We start from the raw sequence: 26,142 nt of genomic DNA on the forward strand, positions 1-26,142 counted from the left end.
ACATGTATGAGTGCATAAAAAATGCCGATCTTTGATCGGCATTTTAAGACTTATTGCTCGACCCATTGGCCATCTGTATAAACCAGTCCCCATTTTGTGGTTTTGCCTTCCGCATTTTCAGAACCAATGTATTGGCTTTGATTTTTTCGGCTAAAACGCACAATCGTCGCATTACCTTCAGGATCTTGGTCAGGTGCTTTCAATAAGAATTGATACTTCTCATCAAGCTGGTCTGCCACAGTACGAAGTTCTGCAACTTTCGGAGCACGTGTTTCACGAATTTTTGGAAACTTGCTGGCTGCTAAGAAAAGTCCTGCCGCACCATCTCTCAACACAAAATAATCATCATTTTTGGTTGAACGTACATGTTCCATTTTAATTGGATCGACACGTGGTGGCGCAGGCTGGCCATTTTTCAAAACTTTACGCGTATTATCACATGAAGTACACGCAAAGTATGGTCCAAAACGTCCCGTTTTCAATTGCATTTCTGCATCACACTTATCGCATGGGATAGTTGGACCATCATAACCTTTAATTTTGAACTCGCCTTCTTCAACCTCAAAGCCGTCACAATCAGGGTTATTTCCACAAATATGTAACTTACGTCCGCCATCAATTAAATAACTGTCCATTGCTGTACTACATTTTGGACAACGGCGTTTTGACATTAAGTCGGCTGTTTCTGCCCCTTCATCATCCGATAAAATAGCCAATGACTCTACAGGAGACAGATTAAGTGTACCCTTACAGCGTTCTTTTGGTGGTAGGTTATAGCCTGAACACCCTAAGAAGACACCTGTTGTTCCTGTACGAATCTGCATTGGTCGTTCGCACTGTGGACAATGCACATCGGCAACTTCAACAGGCTCATTACGGCGCATGCCATCTGCACCTTGTGCAGTCGTTAAACGCTTTTTAAAATCGCCATAAAATGTATCGAGTAATTCTTTCCAATTGCGATCGCCAACTGCAACATGGTCAAGTTGCCCTTCAAGATCTGCAGTAAATGCATAGTTCATGAGGTTATTAAAACTCTCATTTAAACGCTCGGTAACAATCTCACCCATTTTTTCTGCGAATAAACGACGATTTTCAAGTTTTACATAACCACGATCTTGAATGGTTGAAATAATTGCAGCATATGTTGAAGGACGACCAATACCACGCTTTTCAAGCTCTTTTACCAAAGATGCTTCGGTAAAACGTGCAGGTGGCTTGGTAAAATGCTGACTCGGATCAAGCTTATTCAGAACAAGCGTTTCACCCACTTGAACTGCAGGCAGTAACACATCATCGTCAGACTTATTCGCACCACGGACACGTGTAAAACCATCAAATACGAGTGTACGGCCTTTGGCTTTTAAATCGATCTCAGATGCTTTGACATATAATGTAGATGACAAATACTCGGCAGGTGTCATCTGACACGCAACAAATTGACGCCAAATTAGATCATACAAACGCTGTGCATCACGCTCTGCACCTGCAAGCTGATCGCCTTTTAAAGCCACATTCGATGGACGAATTGCCTCGTGGGCTTCTTGTGCACCTGCTTTATTGCCATAACGATTTGGTTTTGCAGGTAAATATTTTTCACCATATTCAGATTGAATATGATCTCGCACCATATTTACTGCATCATCACTTAAAAAAGTTGAGTCCGTACGCATATAGGTAATAAAACCAGCTTCATACAGACGTTGAGCGAGCATCATGGTTTTCTTTACAGAGAAACCAAGGCGTGTGCTCGCTGCTTGTTGGAGCGTAGATGTAATATATGGTGCACTTGGATTAACCTTAGTTGGCTTGTCTTCACGCTGTGCAACTTTATATTCAGCCGACTTTAAAATGTCTAAAACTTCATCAGTTTCAGTTTTATTCTTTAGCTTAAGCGTTTTGCCTGCACGTTTAACTGCTTCAAGGCGAATTGCATCTGCCTTAGATTGTGTATCTGCAAAAACTTGCCAATATTCTTCTGGAATAAATGCACGAATTTCACGTTCACGCTCTACAACCAATTTTACAGCCACAGACTGTACACGCCCTGCCGATAGACCTCGTGCAATTTTTTCCCATAATAATGGAGAAATCATAAAGCCAACCACACGGTCTAAAAAGCGACGGGCTTGTTGTGCGTTTACACGGTCTAAGTCTAAGCGGGTCGGCTGTTTAAAAGCTTCTTGAATTGCATTTTTTGTAATTTCATTAAATACAACACGATGGTAACGAGAACTGTCCCCACCAATGACTTCACGTAAATGCCAAGCAATTGCTTCCCCTTCTCTATCCAAATCGGTTGCGAGATAGATTTCATCAACCTCAGAAGCGAGTTTTTTCAATTCTGCAACAACGTGCTCTTTACCTGGTAGCACTTCGTAGTGCGCATCCCAGTCATGCTCTGGGTCTACGCCCATACGCTTTACAAGTGCTTGCTGTGCTTTTACAATTTTTTGATCTTCGGTAAGTTTTGTTCTTGGTGCTGCTTTTTTCTCTGTTGTTTTACTCGCAGAACCGCCTGTCGGTAGGTCACGTACATGCCCTACTGAAGATTTAACAATATATTCAGACCCTAAATACTTATTAATTGTTTTTGCTTTAGCAGGCGACTCCACAATCACTAAAGCGCGTTTTTTTGCAGCCGAGTCAGCACTTGCTGTGGTGCGTTTTGATGTGGATCGAGGAGCATTCGCCATAATGTTATATCTTTCCTATCATTAAAATTAAATTTCTGCTAAAGAAACTAAATACGATTTCATTTGTTCGAGCTGAGTTGCATGAATGTCTGCATCCTCATCCCAATAAAGTCCAATATAGTTCGACTGCATCTCCACAGCATAAATACCTTTTAAGTCAACTTGAAGATGCTGAAACTTATCTGAACCATTTACCACAACCAACTGGTTATTTTCAACGCATGCTCGCATTAGAGGCATCGTTGCTTGTGGCAAGAGAATGCTGTAAAACGCGACCATACTTGCGCGCGTTTCTGTCATTTTTGGTATTTTTGTCCATTCAGGTGCAGGCACCAAACGTGGATGCAGTGACATTTGTCTTGCTTTATCACGCATCATACCAATGGCTTTCTCTCTAGGGTTGATGCGTAAACTAAAAATAGAACCTGCAACAAACACGATAATAATAATGGCGACCCAAAGACCCATTTTTTGTGTTATCTCCCTCTAATGCATTATTAGAGTTACATAAGATGAATAAAAAAGGCAAGTTTCATATAACATGCAACTCTCGCCGTTAAGGTGTGTATAGTAATATTGAATAACAGATTTTCAATCTTTATTCTTCAAATATCACTTAATAGTGTGGTGGTCTGTTGCTCATTGGATCAAATTCAGCAATGCCTTCTGATAAATCAGAAGCCTCTACACGACGATATAAAAGCTGCATTTGCTTTTTTAAATCGGTAATTTCTTGGCTTTGATGAGCCAACTGTTCATTTAACTGTTCAACTAAATCATCTAAAAATGAAATTCGTACTTGCAAATCTTCGATGGGTGCGGAAAATGACGCATGATCATCATAAGGTGGTTTAGTCATTTAACACTCCTCAATTTGAGACACTAGGAAACATTATGGCCTATATTACTTTAAGGGATGTCCAACTTGCATTTGGTGGGCCTGCCCTCCTCGACGGCGCAAATTTTACATTAGAACGTGGCGAGCGAGTATGTTTAATTGGACGTAATGGTGAAGGTAAGTCTACTTTACTCAAACTTATTGAGGGAAGCCTCCATGCCGACAATGGGGAAGTTTTAATTCAAAATGGCTTAACTGTTTCAATGTTAACCCAAGATGTACCGATGGATTCTGGCAAAGTTGCCGACATCGTCGCTGAAGGTGCAGGTGAAGTTGCTCAAGTACTGCAACAGTACAATACTGCAAGCGATGCATGTGTATTGGGTGACATGGAAGCTTGTGAACGCATGGGCGACTTACAGCATAAGCTTGACCAAATGGATGGTTGGACGCTTGAAAACAAAGTTAATACAATTTTAGGTAAAATGGGATTAGATCCCAATGCCGATTTGGCAGATTTGTCAGGTGGTCGTAAACGCCGTGTACTTTTAGCACGCGCTTTACTTACACAACCAGATATTTTATTACTTGACGAACCCACTAACCATTTAGATGTAGAAAGCATTGAATGGCTTGAAAAATTCTTACTCGAACAAAACAATCTTACATTGCTATTTATCTCGCATGACCGTTCTTTTGTCGACCACCTTGCTACACGTATTGTGGAACTCGACCGTGGTACGCTACGAAGTTTTGAAGGTAATTATTCTCGTTACCTTGAGCTAAAAGCACAACAGCTTGAAGCTGAAGAAAAGCAGAATGCATTGTTTGATAAAAAGCTTGCAGAAGAAGAAGCTTGGATTCGTCAAGGGATTAAAGCACGTCGTACCCGTAACGAAGGTCGTGTACGTGCATTAAAAACATTGCGTGAAGAATCTAAAGCAAGACGTTCACAGCAAGGTAAAGTGAATATGGGCGTACAAGAAGCACAACGCTCAGGAAAACTGGTCTTTGAAATTGAAAATCTTGGTGTAGATTACGACAATATATCACTCATTAAAGACTTCTCTACTGTTGTGGTACGTGGTGACCGTATTGGTCTTGTGGGTGATAATGGTGTAGGTAAAACAACACTTGTTAAAGCCATTCTTGGTGAGATTGAACATCATGGACAAGTCAAAACGGGTACACAGTTAGAAGTAGCTTACTTTGACCAATTACGTAACCAACTTGACCTTGAAAAATCTGTTTCAGATAACGTTTCAGAGGGTTCAGACTTTATTGATATTAATGGTCAGCGCCGTCATATCTTGAGTTACCTACAAGACTTCTTGTTCTCTCCTGAGCGTTCACGTACACCTGTAAAAGCCCTGTCTGGTGGTGAGCGTAATCGTATTTTATTGGCGAAGCTTCTACTCAAGCCTTCCAACCTCATTGTGATGGATGAGCCAACCAACGACCTAGATATGGTAACACTTGAGCTACTTGAAGAAATGCTTGCTGAATATAAAGGCACGTTACTTCTGATTAGCCATGACCGTGCATTTATGGATAACGTTGTTACATCTACATGGGTGTTTGATGGTAAAGGACATATTCAAGAGTACATTGGTGGTTATCAAGACTATCTTGCACAACGTCCTGAACTCAAAACTGAAACTGTGAAGAAAGATACGCCAAAATCCAATACATCGGATAAATCTGCACAGAAGAAAGTTAAACTGAGCTATAAAGATCAGCGTGAGCTTGAACAGCTACCACAAGAAATGGAGCAACTTGAAGCTGAACAATCTGAACTGACTGAAAAACTTGCTGACGGCTCTTGGTTTGTTAAAGACGCAGATGCAGCAACAAAAGCGAGTCAACGTCTTTCAGAAATTGAAGAACTTTTATTAGAAAAGTTAGAACGTTGGGATACATTAGAAAACATGGTGAAAGGTCACACCGAATAAACCTATACCGATTATAGCTAGCTCATATGAGCTAGCTATATTAAACTCTGGTTTAGAAAATTTATCATATTCTTTCTAAATAATTTTTATTTATCATATGTTTATAATCAAAAAAATTGCACTTCCCGAGCCTGTAAAAATACTAAAAAAATCAGTAGATTTTCTTTATTTTTAAATCGATTTATCTATTCAAAAGAAATAGTCATCATTTTAGTGTATTGTGAATACGCTTACCCAAAACTATAGAATTACAAATAATGAATATTATCCAAATTGTTCTCCTTGAATTTTATCCATCTTGGCTTACCCTTCCGCGTGAAATACGCCGTGAATATGCAAAATCACTCGAAAAAATTATTGCAAAACATCCTGATGTAAAAGTACGTTTTTGTGACTCAGAAGCATTTCCCGGAAGTAATTTTACAGATTTTCTTATTTGTGAAACTGAAAATTTAAAGTCTTACCATTTTATGTGGGAAGAAATTCGTGATACCGAACCTTACACTCGCGGTTATTTCAAAATTAAAGATGTCATTATGGGTGCTGAAAATGCTTTTCAAAGCTATGAAAAAGAAAGTTTAAAAATTTAAATTATTTAGGGTATCCGAGTAGTCGATACCCAAACATAGAGAGATCTCATGTCGCAAATTAAAATTTACGGTTTAACGCATACAATAAACACATATAGAAAAATACTCTCTCTAGCGATACATAGCTCTCTCATGGAAAGCTTAAACTATCCATCAGAAAAGATTTTTCAGAGATTTATAAAGCTTGAGCCTGAAGATTTTATATTTCCTCAAGACCGTAGCGAAAACTATCTGATTATCGAAATATCTATGTTTGAAGGACGCTCTACTTCTGCAAAGAAACAGCTTATTGCATTATTATTTAAAAATATAGAAACCGATTGTCAGATTTTACCGCAAGATATCGAAATCACTATTTTTGAAACACCTTTAGAAAATTGGGGAATCCGTGGCAAAGTTGCAAGTGAATTAACACTTAACTATCAAGTAAAAGTTTAGTGATGAAATTCATCATTTTAAATATCAATCTATCAACCCTAAAAGCATATCGTGCTAAAATCACGCTCACTTTTCACTGGTTCATTACACGTATATGAGTACGCAACCTGACTATATTCCTGGTAAATTTTATTGGTCTTTTTTATTGCCAAGATATTGGAATGTATGGATTTCTATTTGTCTATTGATGCTTTTGGCAGTTTTACCTTGGTCAGTTCAACGTATGATTTCACGTACGCTTGCGAAACTTGCTTGGAAACTTCTAAAGTCACGAAGAAAAACCACCATCCGCAACTTAGAAGTTTGTTTTCCTGAATGGTCTCAAGAAGAAGTTCTTCAAAAAGCTCAACAGGTTTTTGTAGATATGATGCTTGGTACATTCGAAACCCTCAATGCTTGGTATAAACCCTATTGGTTTAAAAATAGAGTTACCATCGAAGGACTTGAACATATCACTCAAGCACAAGCTTCTGGTCAAGGTGTACTTCTGCTTGGAACACACAGTACATTGCTCGATGCAGGTGGTTATATCTGCTCACAATACTTTGAACCCGATGTCGTTTATCGACCACAAAATAACCCCCTACTCGACTTAATCATTTACCGTTGTCGTGCGACTATTTATAAATCACAAATAGACCATGATGATATGCGTGGCTTGATTCGCCATTTAAAAGATGGTGATGCAATTTGGTATAGCCCTGATCAAGATTTCGGTTTAAAGCAAGGCATTATGGCACCTTTTTTTGGTGTGCCTGCGGCAACCGTTACTGCCCACCGTCGTTTATTAAAGATTTCTAAAGCGGTGGCTATTCCTTTATATTTTTACCGTTATGGCAGTGAAAAAGATCCCAAGTATCATATTTTAATTGAGCCAATTGTTGAAAATTTACCTTCTGAAGATGAATTAGATGATGCAACACGCGTGAACAAAATTATTGAAACTCAACTTCGCATTGCACCGACACAATATATGTGGTTTCACCGCCGTTTTAAAACTCGCCCTGAAGGATACGAGCGCATTTATTAAAATTAAATCTCTAATCTGCTATAGCAAAGATTCATTTTTAAGCAGATACTTGCATATATATCGCCTAAAGTCGTATATGCACCTTAATCGTGCTAAGTCACTTAAATACATCATCTTTTTTTGCCTTCAAAATAAGATGATGAAATCTCAGCTATTTACTTAAAAATTATCGTTTTTTTCAGCCATATATCGTTTGCACTTAAAAAGATGTTTGATACACTCAAAGATCACATTTATTTTTTACACACAGTACCGAGGCAAAATGACATGAAAGTAGGTCTGGTCGGTTGGCGTGGAATGGTTGGTTCCGTTCTTATGCAACGTATGGTTGAAGAAAATGATTTCGAGCACTTCGAGCCATTTTATTTTTCTACCAGTAATGCAGGTGGTGAAGCACCTGCTTTTGGCGGGAAGACCGCCCCAGCACTTATGGATGCAACAGACATTAAGAGTCTGAAGCAAATGGATGTTATTATTACCTGCCAAGGTGGAGACTATACCTCATCAGTTTATAGTCAACTCAAAGAAACCGGTTGGACAGGTTACTGGATTGATGCTGCATCGACTTTACGTATGAAAGATGATGCAATTATTGTTTTAGATCCAGTCAACTCAAACGTAATTAAAAATGCACTTGCTAAAGGCACCACAACGTTTGTAGGTGGTAACTGCACAGTTTCTCTCATGCTTATGGGTTTAGGCTCTCTTTTCCAAAACAACTTAGTTGAATGGATGAGTGCCATGACATACCAAGCTGCTTCTGGTGCAGGTGCACAGAACATGCGTGAACTACTGACAGGTATGGGTTATCTCTATAACAATACCAAATCATTGTTAGACGACCCAAAATCAGCAATTTTAGATATTGACCGTCAAGTTGCTGAACTACAACGTGGTGAACAGTTCCCGAAATCGAACTTTGGTGTACCGCTTGCTGGCTCACTCATTCCATATATTGATAAACAGCTTGAAAATGGTCAGTCAAAAGAAGAGTGGAAAGCACAAGCTGAAACCAATAAAATTTTAGGCAATACCAACATTATTCCAATTGATGGTCATTGTGTACGTATTGGTGCAATGCGTTGCCACTCTCAAGCACTTACCATTAAATTGCGTAAAGATGTGCCACTCAATGAAATTGAAGACATGATTGCACAATCAAACCAATGGGCAAAAGTGATTCCAAATACACGTGAAGCATCTATGCATGATTTATCACCAGTAGCTGTAACAGGAACACTCTCTGTACCTGTAGGCCGCTTACGTAAATTAAACATGGGTAAAGAATACCTCGGTGCCTTCACTGTAGGTGATCAACTACTTTGGGGTGCAGCAGAACCACTACGCCGCATGCTTAGAATATTGATCGAGTACAAACAAAATTAAGAAAATGCAAAAAGCTAGTTAAAATACTAGCTTTTTTTTTAAATCGTTTACATTCGATTAACATATCGCTACATTATATAGGATGCCTATTTTTTGTTTAGTAATGTCTAATGACTTCTTACCATAAGCTTTCATATGCCATTTTATGTCTTGGTATATCGCAATTTAGCCATGCGCTTACATTTGGTCAGCCTAATATTCTGTCTACAAAAGCACAGCTTTTGTATATGGAAATCCCGTATCAAGGTGCAATTTCTTCGAATATTCAAGCAGATATTGCCGATGATGATGACTTAGTCAGTTTTGATTCACTCAAAGCTGAGATTACAAGTGACCTAAACGTATTCCTACGCAGTACAGGCCCGAATACAGGGGTAATTACAGTCACATCTTCTCGGCCTATCTATAACGGTGATGTTCGCTTTGTTTTAAAAGCAAAGGATGGAAATGGTCAATACTTAAAATTAATTGAGCTTCCTTTTAAAGTTACTCATCCAAATCAAAGTAATGCACCTACAGTTCCGATTAATAAACCAAGTATTCATACAGACCAACCTCTCATTCCAATTACCATATTGAATGAAAGACAAATTTCAAAAGGATCTGTAAAGAAAAATCCAAAACAAGGCGTACAGCAAAAATCGATTGTTACCTCTCAAAAACAGGCTGAGAGCAACAATACATCTGATCATACTTATACGGTAAAGCAGCAAGATACTTTATGGTCTATTTCTGCACGTATTGCACAACAAACCAATCAATCGATTTATGCTGTCATGCAACAAATTCAACAGATGAACCAACATGCATTCATCCATGGGAATAAAAATCGTATTAAAAAAGGTGCTGTTTTAGACGTAAGTGATGTCAAAAGAGCGACTATTCTTTCTAAAACGACACATACTGAAATGACTGTCATTGCCGATAAAAATGCAAATAGCCAGTCGACAAGTAATGAATTGACTACACCAAAACAAGGTTTACCATCTGATTCTAAACAGCAAAAAGAAGTTACATCTTTAGAAAGTGAAATTGCACAACTTGAGCATGGTTTGCAAAATAAAAATATTAAGCTTGAGATATTAGATGCTAAACTAGCTAAGATTCAAGAATTGCTTAAACAGCAAAATGCGCAAAAGCATGCAGCAGAATAGAATCTGATTGTAAATTTTCAGATCTTCTAAAATTTTATGGGGTATTAATACTATGTTGCTTTCCATCATTTCAGCCGTTGTTATACTTTTAATCATTGCGGTCGTGATTATAAAAAAGCGCAATGCTGAAGCACCAAAAACACAGCCTAAAAAACCGTCAGATCTAAAAACAACAACAGAGAATCAAGCTGAACAAAAATCATCTGCTGCCTCTGAACAACCTAAAGCAGATGAAAGCCTGTATTCGCAAATTCATACATTGATTGAACAAGAGAACTATTCTGCTGCTGAAGCACTCATCAATCAATCTTTAAATAAAAATCCTAAGCAATCTAAGTTATATCTTGTATTACTTGACATTTATCAGAAACAAGACGATGAACTTGCTATTAAGCAATTAATTAATCAACTACGCTCTTCAGAACTTTTTGAATCACTTAAAGAAGTTAAAGAAAAAAATAATGCGTATAAAGAAGCAAAAAGACAAGAAGAAGAGGCTAAAAAACCAACTTCTCAAGAGGAAGTAAAGAAGGATGTTTTCTCTAAAGAGACTCAATTTACCAATCAAATTAGTCATGAAGAACTGCTTGGTCAAGCTGTAAGTCAGCCAAAACCACCAGTATCTGAACAGCCTAAAAAACAGGAAACATCTGCACCTAAAGAAACTGTAAAAGTTGAGCCTCAACCTGAACAAAGTACGACAAAAAAAGAAAGTATTCCACAAAAGGAAAAAGCTTCAGAAGACTTAATGCCACTTGACTTTACATTTAGTAAAAAAAGTGAAGATCAAAAAGAAGCACCAAAACCAGACACAACACCAGAGCCAGAGAAAAAGGCTGAACCAAAGGTAGAAGAAGCACCGACACTCAACTTCGATACAAAAGTACCCGAAGAACCAAAAGTTGAATTAGAACAACCAGCGGAAAAGTCGACCAAAGCAACTGAAGATAGCTCATCAGATACGCCAGAACTAGCTCCGCTTAACCTAGATTTTGGGAATACTTCATCTACAAAAATCGATGAAAATGATGTTCTTGTTAAAAACTTCTCAGAACTCAAAACACTTAATGAAAATGCATTAAACATTGATCTTGCAGAACAGTATATTGCATTTGGTGAAAAAGAACGTGCGAAAGAGCTTCTGACTGATCCTAAACAAGATTACTCAGCAGAAGAAAAGCTGAAAGTAGATAAGTTATTAAATAGCATAGCATCTTAAAGCGCTTCGTTTTAATATAAGCAGTCATTCTTGACTGCTTTTTTTATTTTATATATGTCTAAAATTGCATTAATTTATATGGGTGGTACATTTGGTTGTGTTGGTACACCATTGAGCCCGATGCCAGAAAGTCAATTCCTACCTCAACTCAAAAATGTGTTACCCACTTATTATCAAAATAAAACTGATTGCTTTGCAGCACCCGACATTATTGACAGTAGTGCATGTACAGCACAAGAATGGTTGAAAACAATCCAACTTATTCAAGAGTTACAAATAGATTATTCAAAGTTTATTATTGTTCATGGAACAGATACCCTCAGCTATGCAAGCGCAGTTTTTTCTTATTTTCTAGCACAATCAAGTTGTACAGTTCTTACAGGTAGTCAATACCCCCTACTTACAGTTGAGGGTAAACAAGTAAGAGAAGAGACTGATGCTTTCGATAATTTAATTTTTGCTTTAGAGCAAGTCGAAAGATACGATCGTGGCGTCTATCTTGCATTTCATCACTATCTCTACCATGGTCATACTACAATTAAACATCATACAACTGCACTACATGCGTTTGAAGGAATACCTGCTCACGAAGAAATTATAACTCCTCAACAGCAATATGTCGTAACCAATAAAGATATTACGCGTGCAACCACGCTAAATCTGATCAACTGGATGATGCAACCCGTTTCAACAGAGTTTTTAGTAAAAAATCTAAGTCTTATTGCAAATGAACCACCGCACTTTCTTATTTTGCAAGGATTTGGCACGGGAAATATTACTGTAAATGATCAAATCATTAAAATTCTTCAAAAACTGAGAGAAAGTGGCTGCTTACCGATTCTCACAACACAAGTTACTTTTGGTGAAATAGACCAGAGATATGCTGTAAGCCGTTGGGTAAGCGATGCTCAAATACTTACAGCAAATACACTAGGACATGCGCATATATATGCAAAAATTCTATATCTCTATTTGAAACATATTACAGTCGAGCAATGTGCTTTACACTGGTCTAATGAACAATAACAAAGGCAATTTTATGCAACGCTATGCTATTGGAATTGAATTCTGTGGTACCCATTATCGAGGTTGGCAAACCCAACAAACAGGCGTACGTAGCGTACAACAAACCTTAGAAGATGCGCTCAGTCATGTGGCTAACCATCGGGTAGATGTTCATGGCGCGGGTCGTACAGATGCACAAGTACACGCAACAAATATGATTGCTCATTTTGACAGTCCATCTATTCGAACAGACCGTGCATGGATTATGGGTACAAACAGTAAGCTACCTAAGGATATTTCAATTCAGTGGATTAAGCCAATGAGTATGGATTTTCATGCAAGGTTTAAAGCAGTTGCTCGGCGCTATCGATACATTATTTATAATGCACCTCAGCGCCCTGCACTGCTACATAAACAAGTCACGCATGTATATCACTCATTGAATGTTGAAAAGATGCAGTTGGCAGCCAAAAAATTTGAAGGTACACATAACTTTGAAAGTTTCCGTGCAGCCGCTTGTCAATCTAATCAACCTGTTCGTCATGTTCAGCACTGCACGCTCACACCTCATGGACCATTTTTAATTTTAGATATTCAAGCAGATGGTTTTTTACACCATATGGTTCGAAATATTGTAGGTTGCCTGTTAGAGGTTGGTCAGGACTGCTTTGATGTATCTCATATCGACAACATATTTGCAGCCCAAGACCGAAAAGCAGCAGGAGTTACAGCACCACCAGATGGATTATACTTTATACAAGCTTACTATCCTGATGCATTTGAACTTCCAAGACCATCTTTAGGTCCACAGTGGCTTAATTGGCCTGTTTAAATAGATGATGTAAGAGGACTTTGTTTACGTCTACGATATTCGATAGGCGTTTCATTGGTCCACCGTTTAAATGCTCGGTAGAAAGTGCTTGGTTCAGAAAATCCAGTTAAGCAGACAATATGATCAATACTTTCATTACTATTTTTCAGTAATTTCTTGGATAAACGGCAACGATAGTCTGTGAGTAATTCTTGAAAGCTGGTATTCGCTTCACTCAATTGATGTCTCAATTGTCTTACACTCATTCCTAAATCTGTCGCAATCATTTCAAGGGTTAATTCACCCTTCTCAAGCATTCGACCAATCACCTCTTGTACGTTGTCAATTAAGTCATAACGTACCAATTCTTCTAGTTTTTTGGTTGCAAATCTTTCATGAAGCGTAAGTAGCTCCGGTTCAGCTTGCCATAACTGATAGTCTAGAATTTTCTTATCAAAATATAATCGAGTTTCTTTTTGACCTAAGGACACAGAGCAACCATAAATTGCTTCATATTCTTTTAAATCGGCACCTTTACTAAAGTCAAAATCGATACGTAATGGTTCAAAGAGATTATCCGTCATAAATTTAAAAAACTGTATCACACCAGACATAGCACACTCTGAGAAGTGACGATTAACCAAATTATTTGGTCTGGCCTGCGTTATATTTTTTAAGTAACATAACTCACCATCAATCACTAGTTTTGCTTGAAATGCATCACTAATTAATCGCTGATACGGTAAAGTTCGTTTTAATCCTTCTCCAAAGGAAGAGCTACTCACAAAGAGCTGTTCGATAATTTGTCCACGAAATAAAGGCAGATGCTGCCCCAAATGTAAACCAATATCATTGTCACGACTCAATGCAATCATTGCTCTCCAAAACGAAAATTGTGCTCTTTGAGGGACTCTTTGATATAACCGCATATGATCTTGAGTAATACCTGCTTTTTTCAAAATATTTTCTACAGGTAAACCAGACCTTGTGATCGCTTCATAGGCTAAGCGTAGGACTACTGCCCCATCTGTTCGTTGTTTCACAACGATTATCCTTATTTATTATCATTCTTAAGCTTAGATTAACCACTATTATAAAAACTCTCAATATGAATATGTCAATTTATTGAAATATTTTGGTCCAATTTTATTCATTATCGAAAGTTATTTCTAATCATCCTTTTGGCCTTGCTTGTTTTCGATAAGTAATTTGTATATAATTTGCGCCTTGTTAATTCATTCATTCAGGTAGGCTATGGCCAATAAAGAGGAACTAATTGAGTTCGAAGGCGTTGTCACCGAGACGCTTCCTAATACTATGTTTCGTGTTCGTTTAGAAAATGGTCATGAAGTAATTGCTCATATTTCAGGAAAAATGCGCAAACACTACATCCGTATTTTAACTGGCGATAATGTAAAAGTTGAAATGACACCTTACGACTTAACAAAAGGTCGTATCACTTACCGTGCGCGTTAAGTATTAGTCGAAGCAAAAAAAGCCACTCATTTTAAAGTGGCTTTTTTTATATGTCTTATTTAAGTATTCAAAGTTTGCCAATTTGATTCTTTTGTATATGAAAAAATAAGAAAAGCCAATCATGTGCCACTAGGAAAACCTAACAGTAAAAAGCAAGCTAACATCCTTGATAAAATTTTACCTAGTTTTTCCCCTTACATACCTCGCTATATGCTTTGAAATCCATTGCAATCATGAAAACCAAGAAACACATATAACCCATTGCTATATGGTCTAACGATTGATTTGCACCAAATGACAGCACAGCAATGATGACGAGTACGAGATAGAAAATACCCACCCCTAAATGAAAAGCTGACAACTTTTTATTTAACAACACAAATTTGGCCTTAAATAAAAAATGCATAGCTCTACCTAAATATAGCCATGCATTGCATTACTCAACCCAAAACTAATCCTATAAAGCGTTTACAACCGCTTCTCCCATCGCTGCGGTTCCCACTTTCTTCATGCCTTCAGAATAAATATCTGCAGTTCTTAAGCCCTGATCTAACACAGTACCTACTGCCTCTTCTATCGCTTTTGCCGCGGCTTCTTCTTTAAACGTGTAACGTAGCATCATGGCTACAGACAAAATCGTTGCAAGCGGGTTTGCAATATCTTTCCCTGCAATATCTGGTGCCGAACCGTGACATGGCTCGTACATTCCTTTACCATTTTCATCTAATGATGCAGATGGTAGCATCCCAATTGAGCCCGTTAACATTGCAGCTTCGTCAGAAAGAATGTCACCGAACAAATTACCTGTAACAATCACATCAAATTGTTTAGGTGCACGTACCAATTGCATGGCAGCATTATCTACATACATATGAGAAAGCTGAATATTTGAATAGTTCTCAGCGTGTTCTTGGCTTACTGTTTGTTTCCAAAGCTCCGTCACTTCCAAAACATTTGCTTTATCTACCGAACATACTTTACCACCACGTAAACTCGCTAGATCAAACGCAACTTTAGCAATACGTTTAATTTCAGACTCTGAATAAACATCTGTGTTATAGCCTTGCTTTTCGCCATTTTCTAACTCACGAATCCCACGTGGTTGTCCAAAGTAAATACCACCTGTCAGCTCACGGACAATTAAAATATCTAGACCTGCTACAATTTCAGGTTTCAAGCTCGAAGCACTCGCCAATTGCGGATATAAAATTGCAGGACGAAGATTTGCAAATAGGTTGAGTTCACTACGAATTTTTAATAAGCCACGTTCAGGGCGTATAGAGCGCTCAATTTGATCCCACTTTGGTCCACCAACAGCACCTAATAAAATGGCATCGGCTTTTTTTGCTTGATCACTTGTTTCTTTTGGATATGGCTCACCATATTGATCAATTGCTGCACCACCAAGTAAACCATGTTCCCAATCTAAGTTCAGATTGAATTTATGATTAACTGCTGTAAGCACCTTCTCTGCTGCTGTAACAATTTCTGGGCCAATTCCATCACCTGCGAGAATAAGAATTTGCTTTGACATATAGGATTCCATAGATAAAAGTTATGATGATGTCATCAATCAAAAATATGCCAGCACGAGATATATTACTTACTCATTATCCTGCTTTTTGTTCTATAAACTCACCAAGCCCATTTAACACATTATAAGGCTTGCAGAAACGGCGAATGACTTTCTCATTTTCCATGAGTTTCACACACAGCGGGTCTGGTACAGAAACACTAAGTAAATTATTAGAGCGTTTAATACGATCTCGATACATGACAAACTTATAGTGTTTATTCGGTTTAAAATTTTGTATAACGTTAATTTTTTCAGCGCGGTCGGGAGATATTGGATAAAAACGAATAACGACTTCATGTTGTTGTGCAGGTAAGGTCAGAAAAATTGCATTTGAATCAAATGTAGACCTTTGCTTTAATCTGACATAACCTTGCCCGATCGCACTTGGATTAATCAAATGCGTAGACTCATCAACAATAACAATATTATTGATACGCTCAAACTCACAGTTTGCAGTCCCTTCACAATAAACCGTCGCCACTGTAGAGCCCAGCTTAGGTGCACTATAACGAATATTTGCAGTTTCTCGTGCATGTTGGAATGTCTGACAAGAGGCCAATAACATTCCACACATTCCCCAAAGTACACTTTTACCAATAATATTCCGCATGACAAATGTTCAACCTAACAACATAAAAGTAAAAATAATTCACCTTATGTTAGCAATAGTTATTCAATTTCGCCATCACTGAAATATAGCAATTTAGTCAATTAGATCTTGAAAAACCCAAGGACGTGTTTGTTTAGTTTTTGCTTCATAGCTATGAATAACATCACTATCTTGTAAAGTGAGCCCAATATCATCTAAACCATTTAATAAACAATGCTTACGGAAAGGATCAACCTCAAAATGAAACACTGTACCTGATGGCAGACGGACTTCCTGTGTCTTTAAATCGACCGTTAATGCATAACCCTCTTCAGCTTCACATTTCTTAATAATCTGATCAACTTCTTCTTCAGACAAAATGACAGGTAACATGCCATTTTTAAAGCTGTTATTAAAGAAAATATCTGCATAACTTGGTGCAATGACAGTTCTAAAGCCATATTCATTTAAAGCCCAAGGCGCGTGCTCACGACTTGAACCACAACCAAAGTTTTTACGGGTCACTAAAATTGTCGCACCACGATAACGTGGCTGATTAAGTACAAAATCTGGATTCTTTGGTCGCTTAGAGTTATCTTGACCAGGATATCCTTCATCTAAATAACGCAACTCATCAAATAAGTTATCCCCAAAACCAGTACGTTTAATTGATTTTAAGAACTGCTTAGGAATAATTAAATCTGTATCTACATTGGCACGGTCTAATGGTGCAACAATACCTTCTTCAGTCGTATAAGCTTTCATTATAAAACTCCTTAGAATGTTCTTACATCAACAAAATGACCAGCAATTGCTGCTGCTGCTGCCATGGCAGGGCTCACAAGATGAGTTCTACCCCCATTACCCTGACGACCCTCAAAGTTTCTGTTAGATGTTGATGCACAATGTTCACCTGCTTGTAATTTATCGGCATTCATTGCTAAACACATAGAACAACCAGGTTCTCTCCATTCAAATCCTGCTTCTAAGAAAATTTTATCCAAACCTTCTTTTTCTGCCTGAGTTTTAACAACACCAGACCCTGGTACAACCATCGCCTGTTTAATACTTGTTGCAACCTTGCGACCTTTAACAACTGCAGCGGCCGCACGTATGTCTTCAATACGAGAGTTCGTACATGATCCAATAAATACGCGATCTAAATGAATTTCAGATAATGGTTGACCTGCTGTTAAGCCCATATACTGATACGCACGTGTCCAGTCATTACGCTGTACATCATCTTTAGCTTGCGTTAATGTCGGTACAGCTTGCGAAACAGGTATTACCATTTCTGGAGAAGTTCCCCAAGATACTTGTGGTTCAATCTCTTCGCCTTTCATTTCAATCACTGTATCGAAATATGCATCTTCATCAGAGTGAAGTGTATTCCAATATGCAACCGCTTTATCCCAGTTTTCAGCTTTTGGCGAGTAAGGTCTATCTTTTACATATGCAATAGTTTTTTCATCAACAGCAACAAGACCTACTCGTGCACCTGCTTCAATGGCCATATTACATACTGTCATACGTCCTTCAATAGACATATCTCTAAATACTTGTCCACCAAACTCAATGGCATGACCTGTACCACCCGCTGTTCCAATTTTACCAATAATGGCAAGAACAACATCTTTCGGAGTAACACCTTGTCCTAATGTACCATCTACACGAACAAGCATATTCTTCATTTTTTTCTGAACTAAACACTGTGTTGCCAATACATGCTCAACTTCGGATGTTCCAATACCATGTGCTAAACAACCAAATGCCCCATGTGTTGCTGTATGCGAATCTCCACATACCACTGTCATGCCTGGTAATGTTAAACCTTGCTCAGGACCAACCACATGAACAATACCTTGACGCACATCATTAATACCAAACTGTACGACATTAAATGACTTACAATTATCATCTAAAGTTTGTACTTGAATACGCGATGTATTGTCTTCAATACCTGCAATACCTTGGTCACGCTCTTTTTTAGATGTAGGTACATTATGGTCAGGCGTTGCTACATTTGCACTTAAACGCCAAGGTTGACGACCTGCAAGCTGTAGACCTTCAAATGCTTGCGGTGACGTTACTTCATGAAGTAGCTGACGATCAATATAAATTAAACTTGAGCCATCATCTCTTTGCTTAACTAAATGGTCATCCCACAATTTGTCATATAAAGTTTTGCCTGCCATGTCGTGATACTCCATTGGACTGGGTGTTTATGTTGGTTATTATCTTTGATTATATAATTCAAAATTAATAAATCTAATTTATCATTTTTATAAATCAAAAAACTTTTAGGAATAAATATCTAATTAAATGAGTGTAACAATTTTAAATAGTAAGGTATGTAGTGGCTTTATTCTAAAAATGTATTTGCACATAAAAATAATAAAAAGTTATATTAAGATTAAATATGCATAACATTATATTATTTATAAGGGTGAAATTATGAATCTTGCTGCATTTGAAGCCTTTGTGAAAGTCATGGAAACAGGCTCTGTTTCTCTGGCCGCAGATCATCTATTTATTACTCAGCCTGCAGTTACCAAAAGAATTCATAGCCTAGAAGAATACTTTAATGTCACCTTATTCGAATCTGCGGGAAGAGGAATCAAACCAACACATGTTGCTTATTCACTACTGCCTAAAGTAAAAACTTGGCTCAATGAGCTTGGTGATATTCATCACAACCTAAGCCATCAACACGAGCAAGTACAAGGTCGCTTAAAATTAGGAACAAGTCATCATATTGGATTACATCATGCTCCACCTTACTTGAAAAGCTACGTACAGCAATATCCTCATGTCGAGTTAGATGTAAAGTTTGTTGACTCAGAACAAGCACACGAGCAAGTACTTACGGGTGATCTAGAACTCGCCTTTCTTACTTTACCGCCGACTGGCGATGACAGACTCTCTTATTTGCCTATTTGGGAAGATCCACTGGTTTTTGTAGCATCACCATTTCATCCCTTAGCAAAAGTTTCTAATTTAGATTTAGAGCAACTTACACATTACCCAAGTTTATTGCCTGCAGCAAAAACTTATACGAGTCAGATTACACTGGCGGAATTTGAAAAACGTGGGTTACGCCCGAAAACCAGTATGACCAATAATCCACTAGAATCTATTCGAATGCTTGCCTCTATTGGTGTAGGATGGTCTGTTTTACCAAAAACGCTCATTAACCAAGATTTAAAACAACTTGATTTAAACTTTGAACTTAAGCGTACATTGGGTCTCGTATGGCACCCTTCTCGCAGTCAGTCCAAAGCAGCAGAAGCCCTCATTCAATTGGTAAAAATGACACAGGCTTAAGCGTTTAAAGACCAATCTAAAATAGGCCACTCTTTTTCATTGGCAAGTTCAATTAATTTTTTATCAGGTGAAATAGCGGTGGCATGATCTACGTATTCAAGTAAAAAGCGATCATTAAATGAATCTGAGTACGCCCAACTTTCCGTAATGGTTCGCCCATCAAGCCATTGTTTCAGGCGAATCAACTTACCCTCTTGGAAACAAGGTGTTCCTGCCACTTTGCCAGTGTAAATACCATCTTTTTGCTCGGCTGTCGTTGCAATAACATGTTTAATGCCAAATTCATGAAAAATAGGTGCCGTAATAAAATCACTGGTTGCTGTAATTCCAACAACTTCATGGCCTAATTGCTGATGATGCTGAATCATTTTTAATCCTTCTGTTCGCATCATTGGTCGAATTACTTTTTGCATAAAAAACGCATGTAGCTCATTTAATCTATCACGACTATTTTTTGTTAAAAACTCAAATACAAATTCATTATATGCAATTGGATCTAAACACCCTGCTTTATAATCTTCATAAAATTTATCATTCATTTGTCGATGGTACGCTGGATCAACAAGTCCCTCTGTCACCAAGAACTCTCCCCAAGAGTGATCGGAGTCTGTATCTATTAAAGTATGATCAAGGTCAAACAAAGCCAATTTCATGAAAATTCTCATTTAATTTGAAAAATAAAGAAAAAAAATGTAAATCAATCACCGCTTAAGGCAAGAAATTCGTTAAGATCATAGCAATTTTAACAATATTCTGTCGTCTTTTTTATGCTGAGGTTTATCCCCTTATTAGCCTATCTAAAGAAAGACAATAAGAAACACTAGATTAAGGTAGCCAAATGATCGACTCCGAAGGTTTCCGACCAAATGTCGGGATCATTTTGGCAAACGATAACGGACAAGTTCTATGGGCAAAACGCATTGGTCATAATGCGTGGCAATTCCCTCAAGGTGGAATTCACTATGGAGAAACAGCAGAACAAGCACTTTTTCGAGAGCTTCGAGAAGAAGTTGGTTTATTGCCAGAGCACGTTCAAATTGTTGCACAAACCAAAGGCTGGTTGCGTTATCGTCTGCCACACCGATATATCCGCTCAGATTCCGAGCCTGTGTGTATCGGTCAAAAACAAAAATGGTTTTTGTTAAAGCTAATTGCTTCGACAAAACATATTCAGCTTCACTTATCGGATCCGCCAGAGTTCGATCAGTGGCAATGGGTAAGCTATTGGTATCCACTCGGTCAGGTGGTTAACTTCAAGCGAGATGTGTATAGAAAAGCAATGCTTGAGCTATGCCACAAACTCCCCATACAAAAAGCCTAAAAGAGATGCTTTTTGTGAATGCTTTTAAATTTAGATGCTGTTATAAATAAAAATCGCTTCTCACTTAACTTCGGAGCATGCAGTACATGTCCAACATGCAGTTAGATACATTAAGACGAATTGTCCAAGAAATTAATGCTTCAAATGGTTTACATGAATCACTCGATATCATGGTAAATCAAGTATCTGCTGCGATGGATGTCGATGTGTGTTCAATCTATTTATTAGATGAGCGAAATCAGTGCTATGTACTTATGGCGACTAAGGGTCTTAACAGCGAAGCGGTAGGAAATATTTCTATTCCTTTAAGTGAAGGTCTAGTTGGCCTAGTAGGACAACGTGAAGAAATTGTAAATCTTGAAAATGCTTCTGAGCATGAACGATTTGCCTATTTCCCAGAAACGGGTGAAGAAATCTTCAACTCATTTTTAGGCGTACCTGTTATGTATCGCCGTAAGGTGATGGGCGTTTTAGTTGTTCAAAGAAAACTTAAACAAGACTTTAGTGAAGCTGCAGAATCCTTTCTTGTCACATTATGTGCTCAACTTTCAGGTGTTATCGCTCATGCACATGCGGTTGGCTCAACTGATGTATTTCGAAAAGTTGCTAACACTTCAAATTATAAAATTTTTAAAGGTGTCGCGGGTTCTGGTGGAATTGCCCTAGGACGTGCAATTATTTTATATCCTCCTGCTGACCTATCTGCCGTACCAGAGCGTGAAGCAGAAGATATTAGTGAAGAATTAGAGTTACTCGAACAAGCCGTCGAATCAGTACGTAATGAAATACGCTCACTCGATGAAAAAATGCAAGACTCTCTTATGTCAGAAGAGCGCGCATTGTTTAGTGTATTTTTACGTATGCTTGACGAAAACGCTTTGCCTGAAGAAATTCAAGATGAGATTCGAGCAGGAAGTTGGGCACAAGGTGCTGTCAAACGGGTGATCGATAAACACAGCGCCCTCTTTGCACAAATGGAAGATGATTATTTAAGAGAACGTGTATCAGACCTAAAAGATCTGGGACGGCGTATTTTGGCTTGCTTACAAGAAGCAGATTCTTCACATAAAGAGCTCAGCTCAGACAGCATTCTTGTTGGAGATGAAATTAGTACGGCTGCGTTGGTTGAGCTTCCTGTAGATAAAATTGCCGCTATTGTAACCAGTGATGGGGCTGCCAATTCACATATGGTTATTGTGGCACGTGCCTTAGGCATTCCAACAGTCGTTGGTGTGACAGAACTCCCTGTAAATACGCTCGATGACGTTGAAATGATTATTGATGCTTATCAAGGCAAAGTCATTGTTAATCCGCCTCGCAGATTACGCCAACGCTACAAAGAAATTCAAAAAGAAGAAGAGTTAATAGCAAAAGACTTAAAACTGTATGAAACCAAAGATTCCATTACACCTGACGGCGTAGAAGTTCGATTATTTGTAAATACGGGTCTTATGATTGATGTTGTTCGCGGTGTCCAACGTGGTGCTAAAGGCGTTGGGCTATATCGTAGTGAAATCCCTTTCATGCTCCGTGATCGTTTCCCAGGAGAAGAGGAACAGCGTGCTATTTATCGCCAACAGCTTAGCCATTTTGCCAACAAACCCGTCATTATGCGCACCTTAGACATTGGTGCAGATAAAGAGCTTCCTTACTTCTCTATTCATGAAAATAATTCAGCACTTGGCTGGAGAGGGCTTCGCTTCACCCTCGATCACCCAGAAATTTTTTCATCACAAATTCGTGCTATGCTCAAAGCAAGTATTGGACTAAACAATCTACATATTCTCTTACCTATGGTCACCAGTGTAAGCGAGGTTGAAGAAGTGTTGTATCTTCTTGAGCGTGACTGGCTGGCTGTACAGGAAGAAGAACAAGTAAAAATTAATAAGCCTAAAATTGGAATCATGGTAGAAGTACCAAGCGTAATTTTTCAAATTCATGAATTTGTAGAATTGGTCGATTTCTTCTCAGTTGGTTCAAATGATCTTATACAATATCTTTTGGCCGTAGATCGAAATAATCCACATGTATCAGGCGTATATTCTCATTACCACCCTGCAGTTTTAAAAGCCTTAACTTATCTGGTAAATGAGTGCCACAAATATAATAAGCCAATTAGTATTTGTGGTGAAATGGCAGGCGATCCGCTTTCTGCAATTTTACTTATGGCGATGGGGTTCAATACCCTTTCCATGAGTTCAAGTAATATTCTACGCGTAAGAAAAGCAATTTGTCATACCTCTATGGAAGATGCAGAAAAACTTTTAAAGCATGTACTTACGCTAAATAATCCATTACTGGTAAAAAGCTGGATCGAACACTATTTTAGAAATAATGGTTTAGAAGATATGGTAAAAACCAATCGCCTACTGACCAATTAATTAAAAAAAGACCCCGCATCAGCGAGGTCTTTTTTAGCATTTATACCTTAAGATTTAACGTCAAAGCGGTCTGCATTCATCACTTTCGTCCATGCTTTCACAAAATCTTGAACAAATTTTTCTTTGTTATCATCTTGTGCGTATACTTCTGCATAAGAACGTAAGATTGAGTTAGAACCAAAGACTAGATCAACACGTGTTGCAGTCCATTTCACATGACCTGTTGCACGATCACGAATTTCATATACATTTTTGCCAACTGGCTTCCATGTATTGTTCATATCTGTCAGGTTTACAAAGAAGTCATTGGTAAGTACACCTTCTCTCTGTGTAAATACCCCATGTTTAGCTTGACCATGGTTCGTACCAAGTACACGCATACCACCAATTAACACCGTCATTTCAGGTGCAGTCAAACCAAGTAGCTGCGCGCGATCAAGTAACATTTCTTCAGGCTGAACCGCATAGTCTTCTTTAATCCAATTACGGAAACCATCATGCTTTGGCTCTAGATCTTTAAATGAATATTCATCTGTTTGATCTTGCGTTGCATCACCACGACCTGCAGTAAATGGTACAGTAATTTCTACACCAGCCTCTTTCGCAGCTTGCTCTACTGCAGCAGTACCACCAAGTACAATCAGATCAGCCAAGCTCACTTTTTTATCTAAAGTACTTTGCAACTGCTCAAGCGTAGCAATGACTTTGGCCAATCGTTCTGGTTCATTACCTGCCCAGTCTTTTTGTGGTGAAAGACGAATACGTGCTCCATTTGCACCACCACGATAGTCTGAACCACGATAAGTACGCGCACTATCCCATGCAGTATTAATTAATTCAGCAGATGTTAAACCACTTGCAAGCAATTTCTCTTTTAAAGATTTTACTTCATCATCAGTTAATACATAGTCCACCGTAGGAACAGGATCTTGCCAAATTAAATCTTCCTGAGGTACATGTGTACCCAAGTATCTTGCTTTTGGCCCTAAATCACGGTGAGTTAGTTTAAACCATGCACGTGCGAATACTTCCGAGAAATAAGCAGGATCTTTATAAAAACGTTCCGAAATTTTACGATATTCAGGATCTATTTTTAATGCCATATCTGCATCAGTCATAATTGGATTACGACGAACATTTGGATTGTGTGCATCAATCGGCTTATCTTCTTCTTTAATATTTACAGGTTCCCACTGCGTTGCACCCGCTGGGCTTTTTGTTAACTCCCAGTCATATGTAAAGAGTAAGTAGAAAAACTCATTATCCCACTTGGTCGGATTCGTTGTCCAAGCACCCTCAATACCACTTACCATGGTATTTGTACCATTACCTGTACCTTCAGGGTTATGCCAGCCTAAACCTTGAAACTCAACATCTGCAGCTTCTGTATCTGCACCGAGTAATTCTGCTTTACCATTACCGTGTGCTTTACCGACAGTATGCCCACCAGCCGTCAATGCAACCGTTTCTTCGTCATTCATTGCCATACGGTCAAAAGTAACACGCATGTCTTGTGCTGTTTTTAAAGGATCAGATTTACCGTCTACCCCTTCAGGATTCACATAAATTAAACCCATTTGAACAGCAGCAAGCGGATTTTCTAACGATGTACGGTCTTGGTCATCTTCATAACGGTTTTTGGTTGCATCTAACCACTGACGCTCTTCACCCCAGTAAATATCTTTTTCTGGATGCCAAATATCTTTACGACCACCGGCAAAGCCAAAGGTTTTTAAACCAGCAACTTCATAAGCGACTGTACCTGCCAAGATAATTAAATCACCCCAAGAAATTTTATTGCCATATTTCTTCTTAATTGGCCACAACAAACGACGACCTTTGTCTGTATTAACGTTATCAGGCCAACTATTTAATGGTGCAAAGCGTTGGTTACCTGTATTGGCACCACCACGACCATCTTGTTTTCTATATGTTCCTGCCAAGTGCCAGGCGGTACGTACAAACATACCCACATAGCTTCCCCAGTCAGCAGGCCACCAATCTTGGCTTGAAGAAATAAGTTCACGAATATCAGCTTTCACTGCTTCGATATCTAATGAATTAAAAGCTGCCTCATAATCAAAATTTGGATCCATCGGATCTGTTTTATGATCATGTTGAGACAAAATATCTAAATTTAACGCGTTTGGCCACCAATCTGTATTTGAGCTAGCTGCATTTGTATTTGCGCCCTCTGCATGAAATGGGCATTTCGCTTGCGATTTATTATTCACGTTACCACTCCAACTAAACAATGTTGTTTAAGTTAGTTTTTTTATCTTTAAATTGGAATCCGTATTTTTTAATAGCTTTAATAGGTAAAGCCAATCTTTAAAATTATTTTATTGAAAATATA

Annotated in this window: 24 protein-coding genes; 13 read left to right on the forward strand and 11 right to left on the reverse strand. The window is 38.3% G+C overall.

What is annotated here, in order from left to right:
* Positions 1 to 50: 50 nt before the first annotated feature.
* The 3 genes from topA to OZX61_RS10285 all read right to left on the reverse strand — a co-directional run bounded on the left by topA (position 51) and on the right by OZX61_RS10285 (position 3,555).
* Complete coding sequence (topA, locus tag OZX61_RS10275) at positions 51 to 2,696, reverse strand: type I DNA topoisomerase (RefSeq protein ID WP_277094719.1); 2,646 nt, start codon at positions 2,694 to 2,696, stop codon at positions 51 to 53.
* 27 nt (positions 2,697 to 2,723) lie between these two features.
* Positions 2,724 to 3,164, reverse strand: coding sequence for an ammonium transporter (locus tag OZX61_RS10280; protein WP_195770975.1), 441 nt, complete (start codon positions 3,162 to 3,164; stop codon positions 2,724 to 2,726).
* A gap of 148 nt (positions 3,165 to 3,312) precedes the next feature.
* Positions 3,313 to 3,555: a SlyX family protein gene (locus OZX61_RS10285; protein WP_023273416.1), complete on the reverse strand. Its 243-nt coding sequence runs from the start codon at positions 3,553 to 3,555 to the stop codon at positions 3,313 to 3,315.
* Positions 3,556 to 3,590: 35 nt separating this feature from the next.
* Between OZX61_RS10285 and OZX61_RS10290 the strand changes: the two genes are divergently transcribed.
* From OZX61_RS10290 to truA, 9 genes are all read left to right on the forward strand, one after another.
* Complete coding sequence (locus OZX61_RS10290) at positions 3,591 to 5,486, forward strand: ATP-binding cassette domain-containing protein (protein WP_277094720.1); 1,896 nt, start codon at positions 3,591 to 3,593, stop codon at positions 5,484 to 5,486.
* 257 nt (positions 5,487 to 5,743) lie between these two features.
* A complete protein-coding gene (locus tag OZX61_RS10295) occupies positions 5,744 to 6,076 on the forward strand; it encodes a darcynin family protein (protein ID WP_277094721.1) in 333 nt (110 codons plus the stop codon).
* 48 nt (positions 6,077 to 6,124) lie between these two features.
* Positions 6,125 to 6,514 carry a tautomerase family protein gene (locus OZX61_RS10300; protein ID WP_277094722.1) on the forward strand — a complete coding sequence of 130 codons (390 nt, stop codon included), beginning with the start codon at positions 6,125 to 6,127 and terminating at the stop codon, positions 6,512 to 6,514.
* 94 nt (positions 6,515 to 6,608) lie between these two features.
* Positions 6,609 to 7,544 carry a lauroyl acyltransferase gene (locus OZX61_RS10305; RefSeq protein ID WP_277094723.1) on the forward strand — a complete coding sequence of 312 codons (936 nt, stop codon included), beginning with the start codon at positions 6,609 to 6,611 and terminating at the stop codon, positions 7,542 to 7,544.
* A 267-nt stretch (positions 7,545 to 7,811) separates the two neighbouring features.
* Positions 7,812 to 8,930 carry an aspartate-semialdehyde dehydrogenase gene (gene asd / locus OZX61_RS10310; protein WP_195770970.1) on the forward strand — a complete coding sequence of 373 codons (1,119 nt, stop codon included), beginning with the start codon at positions 7,812 to 7,814 and terminating at the stop codon, positions 8,928 to 8,930.
* Between the two features lie 110 nt (positions 8,931 to 9,040).
* Complete coding sequence (locus OZX61_RS10315; RefSeq protein ID WP_277094724.1) at positions 9,041 to 10,084, forward strand: FimV/HubP family polar landmark protein; 1,044 nt, start codon at positions 9,041 to 9,043, stop codon at positions 10,082 to 10,084.
* A gap of 52 nt (positions 10,085 to 10,136) precedes the next feature.
* Positions 10,137 to 11,303, forward strand: coding sequence for a hypothetical protein (locus OZX61_RS10320; RefSeq protein ID WP_277094725.1), 1,167 nt, complete (start codon positions 10,137 to 10,139; stop codon positions 11,301 to 11,303).
* Positions 11,304 to 11,357: 54 nt separating this feature from the next.
* A complete protein-coding gene (locus tag OZX61_RS10325) occupies positions 11,358 to 12,329 on the forward strand; it encodes an asparaginase domain-containing protein (protein WP_277095658.1) in 972 nt (323 codons plus the stop codon).
* A gap of 13 nt (positions 12,330 to 12,342) precedes the next feature.
* A complete protein-coding gene (truA, locus tag OZX61_RS10330) occupies positions 12,343 to 13,140 on the forward strand; it encodes a tRNA pseudouridine(38-40) synthase TruA (protein ID WP_277094726.1) in 798 nt (265 codons plus the stop codon).
* Here the strand turns inward: truA and OZX61_RS10335 are convergent.
* Complete coding sequence (locus OZX61_RS10335) at positions 13,137 to 14,162, reverse strand: AraC family transcriptional regulator (protein ID WP_277094727.1); 1,026 nt, start codon at positions 14,160 to 14,162, stop codon at positions 13,137 to 13,139. The two genes, truA and OZX61_RS10335, sit on opposite strands and share 4 nt — an antisense overlap.
* A 211-nt stretch (positions 14,163 to 14,373) precedes the next feature.
* Here OZX61_RS10335 and infA point away from each other — a divergent pair, with 211 nt between their 5' ends.
* Complete coding sequence (gene infA / locus OZX61_RS10340; RefSeq protein ID WP_004718087.1) at positions 14,374 to 14,595, forward strand: translation initiation factor IF-1; 222 nt, start codon at positions 14,374 to 14,376, stop codon at positions 14,593 to 14,595.
* 181 nt (positions 14,596 to 14,776) lie between these two features.
* Here the strand turns inward: infA and OZX61_RS10345 are convergent, their stop codons facing one another.
* The 5 genes from OZX61_RS10345 to leuC all read right to left on the reverse strand — a co-directional run bounded on the left by OZX61_RS10345 (position 14,777) and on the right by leuC (position 18,955).
* A complete protein-coding gene (locus OZX61_RS10345; RefSeq protein ID WP_277094728.1) occupies positions 14,777 to 14,974 on the reverse strand; it encodes a hypothetical protein in 198 nt (65 codons plus the stop codon).
* A 78-nt stretch (positions 14,975 to 15,052) separates the two neighbouring features.
* Positions 15,053 to 16,129, reverse strand: coding sequence for a 3-isopropylmalate dehydrogenase (gene leuB, locus OZX61_RS10350; RefSeq protein WP_195770964.1), 1,077 nt, complete (start codon positions 16,127 to 16,129; stop codon positions 15,053 to 15,055).
* Between the two features lie 76 nt (positions 16,130 to 16,205).
* Positions 16,206 to 16,781 (reverse strand): hypothetical protein, encoded by a 576-nt coding sequence (locus tag OZX61_RS10355; RefSeq protein ID WP_195770963.1) that lies wholly within the window; start codon positions 16,779 to 16,781, stop codon positions 16,206 to 16,208.
* A 93-nt stretch (positions 16,782 to 16,874) separates the two neighbouring features.
* Positions 16,875 to 17,525, reverse strand: coding sequence for a 3-isopropylmalate dehydratase small subunit (gene leuD / locus OZX61_RS10360; protein ID WP_277094729.1), 651 nt, complete (start codon positions 17,523 to 17,525; stop codon positions 16,875 to 16,877).
* A gap of 11 nt (positions 17,526 to 17,536) precedes the next feature.
* Positions 17,537 to 18,955 (reverse strand): 3-isopropylmalate dehydratase large subunit, encoded by a 1,419-nt coding sequence (gene leuC, locus OZX61_RS10365; RefSeq protein ID WP_277094730.1) that lies wholly within the window; start codon positions 18,953 to 18,955, stop codon positions 17,537 to 17,539.
* A gap of 259 nt (positions 18,956 to 19,214) precedes the next feature.
* On the opposite strand from leuC, the gene OZX61_RS10370 reads away from it, so the two are divergent.
* Entirely contained in the window at positions 19,215 to 20,084 is an 870-nt protein-coding gene (locus tag OZX61_RS10370; protein WP_195770960.1) for a LysR family transcriptional regulator, read from the forward strand.
* Here OZX61_RS10370 and OZX61_RS10375 read toward each other — a convergent pair.
* Complete coding sequence (locus OZX61_RS10375) at positions 20,081 to 20,737, reverse strand: HAD family hydrolase (protein WP_277094731.1); 657 nt, start codon at positions 20,735 to 20,737, stop codon at positions 20,081 to 20,083. The two genes, OZX61_RS10370 and OZX61_RS10375, sit on opposite strands and share 4 nt — an antisense overlap.
* A 185-nt stretch (positions 20,738 to 20,922) precedes the next feature.
* Between OZX61_RS10375 and OZX61_RS10380 the strand changes: the two genes are divergently transcribed.
* On the forward strand, positions 20,923 to 21,405 hold the full coding sequence (locus tag OZX61_RS10380) for an RNA pyrophosphohydrolase (protein WP_195770958.1): 483 nt from the start codon (positions 20,923 to 20,925) through the stop codon (positions 21,403 to 21,405).
* An 86-nt stretch (positions 21,406 to 21,491) separates the two neighbouring features.
* Complete coding sequence (gene ptsP, locus OZX61_RS10385) at positions 21,492 to 23,786, forward strand: phosphoenolpyruvate--protein phosphotransferase (protein ID WP_195770957.1); 2,295 nt, start codon at positions 21,492 to 21,494, stop codon at positions 23,784 to 23,786.
* Positions 23,787 to 23,833: 47 nt separating this feature from the next.
* Here the strand turns inward: ptsP and katG are convergent, their stop codons facing one another.
* Positions 23,834 to 26,020, reverse strand: coding sequence for a catalase/peroxidase HPI (gene katG, locus OZX61_RS10390; RefSeq protein ID WP_277094732.1), 2,187 nt, complete (start codon positions 26,018 to 26,020; stop codon positions 23,834 to 23,836).
* Positions 26,021 to 26,142 lie beyond the last annotated feature (122 nt).

The organism is Acinetobacter sp. ESL0695, from assembly GCF_029392135.1.
Taxonomy (GTDB): Bacteria; Pseudomonadota; Gammaproteobacteria; order Pseudomonadales; family Moraxellaceae; genus Acinetobacter; species Acinetobacter pollinis.

Bases quoted from the DNA above. Each gene is read 5' to 3' on its own strand.
- infA (WP_004718087.1), top strand. From the start codon at position 14,374: ATGGCCAATAAAGAGGAACTAATTGAGTTCGAAGGCGTTGTCACCGAG.
- OZX61_RS10370 (WP_195770960.1), top strand. From the start codon at position 19,215: ATGAATCTTGCTGCATTTGAAGCCTTTGTGAAAGTCATGGAAACAGGC.
- OZX61_RS10375 (WP_277094731.1), bottom strand. From the start codon at position 20,737: ATGAAATTGGCTTTGTTTGACCTTGATCATACTTTAATAGATACAGAC.
- OZX61_RS10280 (WP_195770975.1), bottom strand. From the start codon at position 3,164: ATGGGTCTTTGGGTCGCCATTATTATTATCGTGTTTGTTGCAGGTTCT.
- truA (WP_277094726.1), top strand. From the start codon at position 12,343: ATGCAACGCTATGCTATTGGAATTGAATTCTGTGGTACCCATTATCGA.
- OZX61_RS10300 (WP_277094722.1), top strand. From the start codon at position 6,125: ATGTCGCAAATTAAAATTTACGGTTTAACGCATACAATAAACACATAT.
- leuD (WP_277094729.1), bottom strand. From the start codon at position 17,525: ATGAAAGCTTATACGACTGAAGAAGGTATTGTTGCACCATTAGACCGT.
- OZX61_RS10355 (WP_195770963.1), bottom strand. From the start codon at position 16,781: ATGCGGAATATTATTGGTAAAAGTGTACTTTGGGGAATGTGTGGAATG.
- leuB (WP_195770964.1), bottom strand. From the start codon at position 16,129: ATGTCAAAGCAAATTCTTATTCTCGCAGGTGATGGAATTGGCCCAGAA.
- ptsP (WP_195770957.1), top strand. From the start codon at position 21,492: ATGTCCAACATGCAGTTAGATACATTAAGACGAATTGTCCAAGAAATT.
- OZX61_RS10290 (WP_277094720.1), top strand. From the start codon at position 3,591: ATGGCCTATATTACTTTAAGGGATGTCCAACTTGCATTTGGTGGGCCT.
- OZX61_RS10325 (WP_277095658.1), top strand. From the start codon at position 11,358: ATGTCTAAAATTGCATTAATTTATATGGGTGGTACATTTGGTTGTGTT.
- OZX61_RS10380 (WP_195770958.1), top strand. From the start codon at position 20,923: ATGATCGACTCCGAAGGTTTCCGACCAAATGTCGGGATCATTTTGGCA.
- OZX61_RS10295 (WP_277094721.1), top strand. From the start codon at position 5,744: ATGAATATTATCCAAATTGTTCTCCTTGAATTTTATCCATCTTGGCTT.
- OZX61_RS10305 (WP_277094723.1), top strand. From the start codon at position 6,609: ATGAGTACGCAACCTGACTATATTCCTGGTAAATTTTATTGGTCTTTT.
- topA (WP_277094719.1), bottom strand. From the start codon at position 2,696: ATGGCGAATGCTCCTCGATCCACATCAAAACGCACCACAGCAAGTGCT.
- OZX61_RS10315 (WP_277094724.1), top strand. From the start codon at position 9,041: ATGACTTCTTACCATAAGCTTTCATATGCCATTTTATGTCTTGGTATA.
- leuC (WP_277094730.1), bottom strand. From the start codon at position 18,955: ATGGCAGGCAAAACTTTATATGACAAATTGTGGGATGACCATTTAGTT.
- asd (WP_195770970.1), top strand. From the start codon at position 7,812: ATGAAAGTAGGTCTGGTCGGTTGGCGTGGAATGGTTGGTTCCGTTCTT.
- OZX61_RS10285 (WP_023273416.1), bottom strand. From the start codon at position 3,555: ATGACTAAACCACCTTATGATGATCATGCGTCATTTTCCGCACCCATC.
- OZX61_RS10320 (WP_277094725.1), top strand. From the start codon at position 10,137: ATGTTGCTTTCCATCATTTCAGCCGTTGTTATACTTTTAATCATTGCG.